The organism is uncultured Lamprocystis sp., assembly GCF_903933125.1.
Lineage (GTDB): Bacteria > Pseudomonadota > Gammaproteobacteria > Chromatiales > Chromatiaceae > Thiodictyon.
This window is the reverse complement of record NZ_CAIZIZ010000296.1, coordinates 1-6,707: the sequence shown is the minus strand read 5'-3', so window position 1 is coordinate 6,707 and position 6,707 is coordinate 1. Positions and strand designations below refer to the sequence as shown.

The 6,707-nt window shown below is 64.4% G+C and carries 10 protein-coding genes and 1 pseudogene; 2 read left to right on the top strand and 9 right to left on the bottom strand.

What is annotated here, in order from left to right; all coding sequences use genetic code 11:
• Window positions 1–162: 162 nt before the first annotated feature.
• Window positions 163–432 (top strand): annotated as a pseudogene (locus tag QZY03_RS14450) (formylglycine-generating enzyme family protein); the annotation flags it as partial.
• A gap of 143 nt (window positions 433–575) precedes the next feature.
• Here QZY03_RS14450 and ureG read toward each other — a convergent pair.
• The 5 genes from ureG to QZY03_RS14425 are packed head-to-tail and all read right to left on the bottom strand — an operon-like array spanning window position 576 to window position 3,209.
• A complete protein-coding gene (ureG, locus tag QZY03_RS14445) occupies window positions 576–1,238 on the bottom strand; it encodes an urease accessory protein UreG (protein WP_295582185.1) in 663 nt (220 codons plus the stop codon).
• A 7-nt stretch (window positions 1,239–1,245) separates the two neighbouring features.
• A complete protein-coding gene (locus tag QZY03_RS14440) occupies window positions 1,246–1,920 on the bottom strand; it encodes an urease accessory protein UreF (protein WP_295582183.1) in 675 nt (224 codons plus the stop codon).
• On the bottom strand, window positions 1,910–2,377 hold the full coding sequence (gene ureE, locus QZY03_RS14435) for an urease accessory protein UreE (protein WP_295582182.1): 468 nt from the start codon (window positions 2,375–2,377) through the stop codon (window positions 1,910–1,912). The genes QZY03_RS14440 and ureE overlap by 11 nt, the downstream gene beginning before the upstream one ends.
• The gene (locus tag QZY03_RS14430; RefSeq protein ID WP_295582180.1) at window positions 2,377–2,790 is read right to left on the bottom strand and encodes a DUF86 domain-containing protein; all 414 of its coding nucleotides are present in this window, start codon (window positions 2,788–2,790) and stop codon (window positions 2,377–2,379) included. The genes ureE and QZY03_RS14430 overlap by 1 nt, the downstream gene beginning before the upstream one ends.
• Window positions 2,787–3,209 carry a nucleotidyltransferase domain-containing protein gene (locus QZY03_RS14425; RefSeq protein ID WP_295582178.1) on the bottom strand — a complete coding sequence of 141 codons (423 nt, stop codon included), beginning with the start codon at window positions 3,207–3,209 and terminating at the stop codon, window positions 2,787–2,789. The genes QZY03_RS14430 and QZY03_RS14425 overlap by 4 nt, the downstream gene beginning before the upstream one ends.
• Here QZY03_RS14425 and QZY03_RS14420 point away from each other — a divergent pair.
• Window positions 3,208–3,339 carry a hypothetical protein gene (locus tag QZY03_RS14420; RefSeq protein ID WP_295582176.1) on the top strand — a complete coding sequence of 44 codons (132 nt, stop codon included), beginning with the start codon at window positions 3,208–3,210 and terminating at the stop codon, window positions 3,337–3,339. The two genes, QZY03_RS14425 and QZY03_RS14420, sit on opposite strands and share 2 nt — an antisense overlap.
• A gap of 125 nt (window positions 3,340–3,464) precedes the next feature.
• On the opposite strand, the gene QZY03_RS14415 is transcribed toward QZY03_RS14420, so the two are convergent.
• Genes QZY03_RS14415 through ureA form a run of 4 tightly spaced genes read right to left on the bottom strand, consistent with a single transcriptional unit; the run spans window position 3,465 to window position 6,413 of the window.
• Window positions 3,465–4,022 carry a Uma2 family endonuclease gene (locus QZY03_RS14415; RefSeq protein WP_295582174.1) on the bottom strand — a complete coding sequence of 186 codons (558 nt, stop codon included), beginning with the start codon at window positions 4,020–4,022 and terminating at the stop codon, window positions 3,465–3,467.
• An 18-nt stretch (window positions 4,023–4,040) separates the two neighbouring features.
• Window positions 4,041–5,744, bottom strand: a complete 1,704-nt coding sequence (gene ureC, locus QZY03_RS14410) for an urease subunit alpha (RefSeq protein WP_295582172.1) — start codon at window positions 5,742–5,744, stop codon at window positions 4,041–4,043.
• The gene (locus tag QZY03_RS14405) at window positions 5,741–6,061 is read right to left on the bottom strand and encodes an urease subunit beta (protein WP_295582171.1); all 321 of its coding nucleotides are present in this window, start codon (window positions 6,059–6,061) and stop codon (window positions 5,741–5,743) included. Before QZY03_RS14405 ends, ureC begins: the two co-directional genes overlap by 4 nt.
• Window positions 6,062–6,110: 49 nt before the next feature.
• The gene (ureA, locus tag QZY03_RS14400; RefSeq protein ID WP_020507860.1) at window positions 6,111–6,413 is read right to left on the bottom strand and encodes an urease subunit gamma; all 303 of its coding nucleotides are present in this window, start codon (window positions 6,411–6,413) and stop codon (window positions 6,111–6,113) included.
• Window positions 6,414–6,707 lie beyond the last annotated feature (294 nt).

Below are 6,707 nucleotides of genomic sequence, written 5' to 3'. Positions count from 1 at the left end.
GTGCGCCGCACCAGTTGGGCGGCGGCGAATTTCGTCAACTCAACCGCAGACCCGGACGCCCTCGTTATTTCCCAGCGGGACTGGGAACGCTTGCTGGATCAACTGGCCTCGACGGCCTGAAATGGCCAAAGTCGAGCCAAAAGGGTCTATTGCAAAGCGACGGTCCCGGTCGGGAGCCTCCCGGCCAATCCCTGGGGGCTCTGCGAGGTGCATGGCAATGTCTGGGAATGGTGCCAGGACTGGTTCGGACCCTACAGCAGCGAGCCGCTGTCCGATCCCGCGGGGCGTGCATCAGGCGAGGGGCGTGTGCTGCGCGGCGGGAGTTGGTTCGACGAGGCGCGGAACCTGCGCTCCGCGTGCCGCGTCCACTTCGTTCCCGGCGACCGCCTCCGCCGCGTCGGTTTCCGGCTTGCCCTTGGTCCCGAATTATAGTAAGCGAGCAGGGAGGCGAGCTTGAGCATCGGCACGGCCAGGGACCGCAATCCAAGTTCTATCCTCAAGGCTCAGGCGGCCATGAAGCCCTTGGCGTGCTTGGCGCTTTGGCACGCGCTGTTCGAGCCAGCGAGTCCGAGGCTTTACCCTTGGTCGGGAGGGAGCGCCAAAGCTGACGCCCTGGACTCCTGGCGGGCCGGCAACATCCCCTCCCGGCACAGAAACGCGATGATCGTCGGCACGCCCTCCCCCACCCGCAGGTTCGTGAAGACGAACGGCCGCGCCCCGCGCATGCGCCGGGTATCACGCTCCATGACCTCCAGCGACGCGCCCACATAGGGCGCCAGGTCGATCTTGTTGATCACCAGCAAGTCCGAACGGGTAATCCCCGGCCCGCCCTTGCGCGGGATTTTCTCCCCTTCGGCCACGTCGATGACATAGAGCGTCAGATCCGCCAACTCCGGACTGAAGGTCGCGGCCAGATTGTCGCCGCCGCTTTCGATGAAAATCAGGTCAAGCTGCGGAAACCGGGCTTGCAAGTCCTCCACCGCCGCCAGGTTCATGCTCGCGTCTTCGCGAATGGCGGTGTGGGGACAGCCGCCGGTTTCCACTCCGATGATCCGCTCCGCCGGCAGCGCCTGGGAACGGATCAGGAACTCGGCGTCCTCGCGGGTATAGATGTCATTGGTCACTACCGCGATCTCGTACTGATCCCGCAGACCTTTGCACAGCGCATCGAGCAACGCCGTCTTGCCGGAACCGACCGGGCCGCCGACACCGACACGCAGAGGGGAAGATTCAGCCATATGCACCTCAGGACCGGAACAGCCGGGTGTACTGCGTCTCGTGGGCACTGCTGGCAATCGCCAGGGCCGGGCAGGACGCGCCGATCGCATTATCCGGGCACGCCTGCGCCTGATCCAGGACGCTCGGAATCAGCCCCGCCAATCGGACCAGCACCTGCTGACCCTGTGTCTGGCCCAGCGGCACACACTTGACCGCCGTCAACACCAGCCCCTCCAGCCACGCCCAGGCGTAGCCGGCAGCGGCGTGCCGCGGCGCGATGCCCCAGGCAGCCGCGGCAAAGGCGAAGCCCGCTGCCTGACTGCGCGCCAGCACCGGCCGCCACTCGCGCGCCTCGGCCAGTGCCCAGGCGAGCAGCAGATCGGCCAGAGCCCGGCCGCGGTTGCTCTCCTCCAGACGCAGTTCCATGGTCTCACGAGCGGCGATCAGGCGGTCGATGAGCATGCCCATAGCCCGCGGGTCCCGCGCAGCGGCCGCCGCCTGCATCCGCACCAGCAGGGGCAGGTCCACCCGCGCGAGACTCGACTGCAGTTGGTCGGCGAGCCAGGCATCCAGGTCCGCCGCGGTATTCAGCCAGCCCGCCTCCACCGCCCATTCGATCCCCTGGGAATAGGTGAAGCCCCCGATCGGCAGGGACGGACTCACCAGTTGCAGGAGACGCAGCAGCGGCAGGTCAGTGGTCATGCGCGTGACCGTGAGCGTGCGCGTGCGCGTGACTCTGGCCGCCATAGGCACCGGATTCCGGCTCGAAGGGGCCATGGTCCACCACGACCAATAACCCCAATCCCCGCACAAGATCGTCCAGAACATGGTCGTGCAGATAGGACAACCGTCCGGGCTCGATCTGCACCGCCACATGGCGATTGCCCAGGTGATAGCAGACCCTGGCAAGGACCAACGGGTCCGTGCAATCCGCCCGCGACAGACACTCGGCGGCAGCGCGCACCCGCACCACCAGGCCGTCCTCGGACATCAGGCCATCGCCATCGCGCAGCGTGGTGCCCCGCGGCAACAGGATGCCCGCCTCCCGACCATCGTCCAGGACCACCCGTAAGCGGCTGCGCAGTCGTTGGTCGCGGGTCAGGGTGACGGTGGGAACCGCTTCAGGCGATTGATCGATCTTACGGGTGAAATGAAGCATCACGGAACCAGACGGACACGGATCGCAGATACAAAGTTCAACAAATCATCGAGCCGGTGTTCGACGACATCGCGCACCAGTTGCTTGTCCACCGACTGATAACCATGGACCAGGACATTCCGAAAGCCCGCCATCGCGCGCAGGCTGTCGCCCAACGTCCCAGGCAGCCACTGATTGATAACCAGCAGCTTGAACAACTGAGCGTTATTCGCGGGCTCTCCCAGCCGCTCGTCGGCGACAATGTGCGAGGCCACGTCCAGCGCCGCCTGGATTGCAAGCTGCAGCGTATGGATGATAAAGCGCTCCTCGCGCACATCGGTCGCGATCAACTCCGGCCGGGCGATCTCCCGGAGTTCGCGCACGCAGGTCTCGATGAAGGCCAGGCGCTTCGCCACCAGTTCCACATCCGTCATCCTGAAGTCTCCCGAGTCAGCCGCCGATACCGCAGCAGGTGCGGCAGCAGGTCGAAATAGTCGTTGCGGGCGCGCACCTCGAAACGAATGCGTGCGGACCTGTTGCGCTCAAGGAGCAGTATCCCATCGCGCAGCACCCGATGGATCAGATCGACCGGAGCGCGGTTGAGCACCACCAGGTCCACCGGACGCCCGGCCGCTTCAATCAATGCGTCGGCCAAGTCCAGGTGCAGACCGGCCAGCGTCTGCGGCGGATCGGTCTCGAACAAAACGCCGACATCCAGATCACTGTCGGCGCGCGCCTCACCGCGGGCCGTGCTGCCGAAGAGCCAGGCGCAGACCAAATCGGCGTCATGGGCTTCCAGCGCCGCTTTCAGTTGCGCCAAGTCCGCTCGATCAACAGATAACGGGCTGCTCATGCCTGTATCGAATAGCGTCTTCGATTACGACAACGACAACGACAACGACAACGACAACGACAACGACAACGACAACGACAACGACAACGACAACGACAACGATTGTATTCGCATTTTCACTTATTTCTAACTCGTTACTTAGCACCTGATATCCAGACAGACCCTTGGTGTAGGGGCGGGTTTGAAACCCGCCCCTACGTCCGATTATCACGTTCGACGGCTATAACACATGGCTGGTACACGTTGACCTGGGTGTTAGGGCAACACATCGGCCACGGCCATCCGCACACCCGCGATCGACTCAGCGGCAATGTCTTCCAGCTCGCGCAGCACCTGCACCTGCCCATAGCCCCCCGCCCGCGGGTTGGTATAAACCTCGATCACCCGCTCTTTCACGTTGACGACCCAGTATTCCGGGATGCCGTTGCGAGCGTAGGCGCGGGCCTTGACGGTGCGATCCTGCTCCAGGCTGGAGTCTGAGACCTCGATCACCAGCAGGGCTGCGGAGGGATGGGACCGAGCGTAATCCCTGACTTTGCCCCTCACCACGCAGATATCCGGCTCCGGTTCGGAGCGGTCATCGAGCGCAATCGGTGCCTGGACCCGCACCAGGTAACCAGCCGGGAGACGCTCGCGCAGGGCCTCGGCGACCAGTTGGGTGGCAGTGACGTGCTGGGATCCCTGAGGCGACATCGCGATGATCTCTCCATCCAGCAACTCGATCCGGGTGCCCGGTGCAAAGACGCCCGACTCGACCATGTGCTCGTACTCGGTTCGGGTGCAGTGATGCACCAGCGGGGCGACGGCGGACATGGCGGGTACCTCGGCGATTTAAAACAGAAAGTACCGCTGAGCAAAAGGCAGCACGGCGGCGGGCTCGCAGGTGAGCAATTGGCCATCCGCGCGGACTTGATACGTCTGGGGGTCGACCTCGATCAACGGCTGCCAGTCGTTGTGGATCATGTCTGATTTACGCAGACCGCGGGTGCCCCGCACCGTGCCGATCAGCCGTTTCAACCCAAGCTGCCGGGCGATCCCTTCCGCACTGGCCGCTTGCGAGAGAAAGGTCATACAGGTCGCCCCCAGGGCGCTGCCGAACGCACCGAACATGGGCCGGTAATGGACCGGCTGGGGCGTGGGAATGGAGGCGTTGGGGTCGCCCATGGGCGCCGCGACGATCAACCCACCCTTGATGATGAGGCTGGGTTTGGTGGCGAAGAAGGCCGGGCGCCACAGCACCAGATCGGCCAGCTTGCCCGGTTCGACTGAACCGACCTCGTGAGCGACACCATGAGCGATGGCCGGGTTGATGGTGTACTTGGCGATGTAGCGCTTGGCGCGGACGTTGTCGTGCTCCGCCGGGTCGCCGGCCAGGGCACCGCGCTGCACCTTCATCTTGTGGGCGGTCTGCCAGGTGCGGGTGATGACCTCGCCGACCCGGCCCATCGCTTGACTGTCCGATGAGATCATGCTGAAGGCACCCAGATCATGGAGGATATCTTCCGCGGCAATGGTCTCCCGGCGAATCCGTGACTCGGCAAAGGCCACGTCCTCCGGAATCGACGGCGACAGATGATGGCAGACCATCAGCATGTCCAGATGCTCATCCACCGTATTGACTGTATAGGGCCGGGTCGGGTTGGTCGATGACGGCAGGACATTGGGGAGGCCGGCGGCCTTGATAATATCCGGGGCATGGCCGCCGCCCGCGCCCTCGGTGTGATAGGTGTGGATGGTGCGGTCCTGGAAGGCGGCAATGGTATCCTCGACAAAGCCGCTCTCGTTCAGGGTATCGGTATGGATGGCGACCTGCACATCGTAGCGCTCGGCCACCCCCAAGCAGCAGTCGATGGCGGCCGGCGTAGTGCCCCAATCCTCATGCAGTTTGAGCCCCATGGCCCCGGCACGCACCTGTTCCTCCAGCGGGAGCGGCAGGCTGCCGTTGCCCTTGCCGAGAAAGCCCAGATTGACCGGCAGCCCCTCGGCCGCCTGCAACATACGATGGAGATTCCAGGGTCCGGGCGTACAGGTGGTGGCATTGGTGCCGGTCGCGGGCCCGGTACCGCCGCCGATCATGGTCGTGATCCCGGACATCAACGCATCCTCCACCTGCTGCGGGCAGATGAAATGGATGTGCGCATCAATGCCGCCGGCGGTGAGGATTTGGCCCTCGCCCGCGATGATCTCGGTGCCGGGGCCGATCAGGATGTCGACACCCGCCTGGGTGTCCGGATTGCCGGCCTTGCCGATGCCGGCGATGCGCCCATCCTTGATGCCGACATCGGCCTTGACGATCCCCCAGTGATCCAGAATCAGCGCATTGGTGATGACCAGATCGGCGACCTCGGCCGCCTGGCGCTGGCATTGGCCCATGCCGTCGCGGATCACCTTACCACCGCCGAAGCTGACCTCATCCCCGTAGTGCGTCCGGTCCGCTTCGACTTGGATAATCAACTCCGAGTCACCCAGGCGCACCCGGTCGCCGACGGTGGGTCCGTAGAGTGAGGCGTAGGCGGCACGATCGATGCGGCTCATTGCGTGGCTCCATCCAGTGCGCCCATCACGCGGGCATTGAAACCATAGACCTCGCGGCTGCCGGCGTAGGGCACCAGCGTGACGGTGCGGCTCTGGCCCGGCTCAAAGCGCACCGCGGTGCCGGCCGGGATATCCAGCCGCCGGCCGCGGGTCGGCGCGCGGTCGAAGCGTAGCGCGGCATTGGTCTCAAAAAAATGGTAGTGGGAACCGACCTGGATCGGCCGGTCGCCGGTATTGGCGACCTCCACGGTAAGGACCGGGCGTCCGGCGTTGAGCTCGATGGTGCCGGCGGCGGGGAGCAGTTCGCCTGGGATCATGGGTCTGGACTCCTGAAAACACGCTGATTCCGGTCTCTCAAGCTTCGGATCATACAATCGGGTCATGCACCGTCACCAACTTGGTGCCGTCCGGAAAGGTCGCCTCGACCTGAACCTCGTGGATCAGCTCCGGAATGCCGTCCATCACATCCTCGCGCGTGAGCAGGGTCCGGCCATGATTCATCAACTCGGCAACCGAGCAGCCGTCGCGGGCGCCCTCCAGGATGGCACAACTGATGAAGGCCACGGCCTCCGGATAATTCAGCTTGACACCCCGTGCCTTACGCCGCTCGGCGACCAGGCCGGCGGTGAACAGCAGGAGCTTGTCTTTCTCTCTGGGGGTGAGATCCATGGCCGCCTCCGGATCGGGATCGCTGACTTGAGTTGACGGGGCAGACGGGCGATGGGGGTGGACCCGTTCCGCGGCCGACCAGCCGCGCGCCTGCGCAGTCTCGAACCAAGTATGCCCCAAAGCGCGAGGAAAAGCCGGTGCTGGAGCGCAGTCGCCCGAGATGCACAAGATAAAAGTTGTGCATTGCTGATACAAGCTTTAACCTGTGTCTGGCCTTGATCATCGTTCCGGCCGGCCGCGGACGGTCCGCACAGCGGACCCTACGGTAACACCGTGACCTGTAGGGTCCGCTGT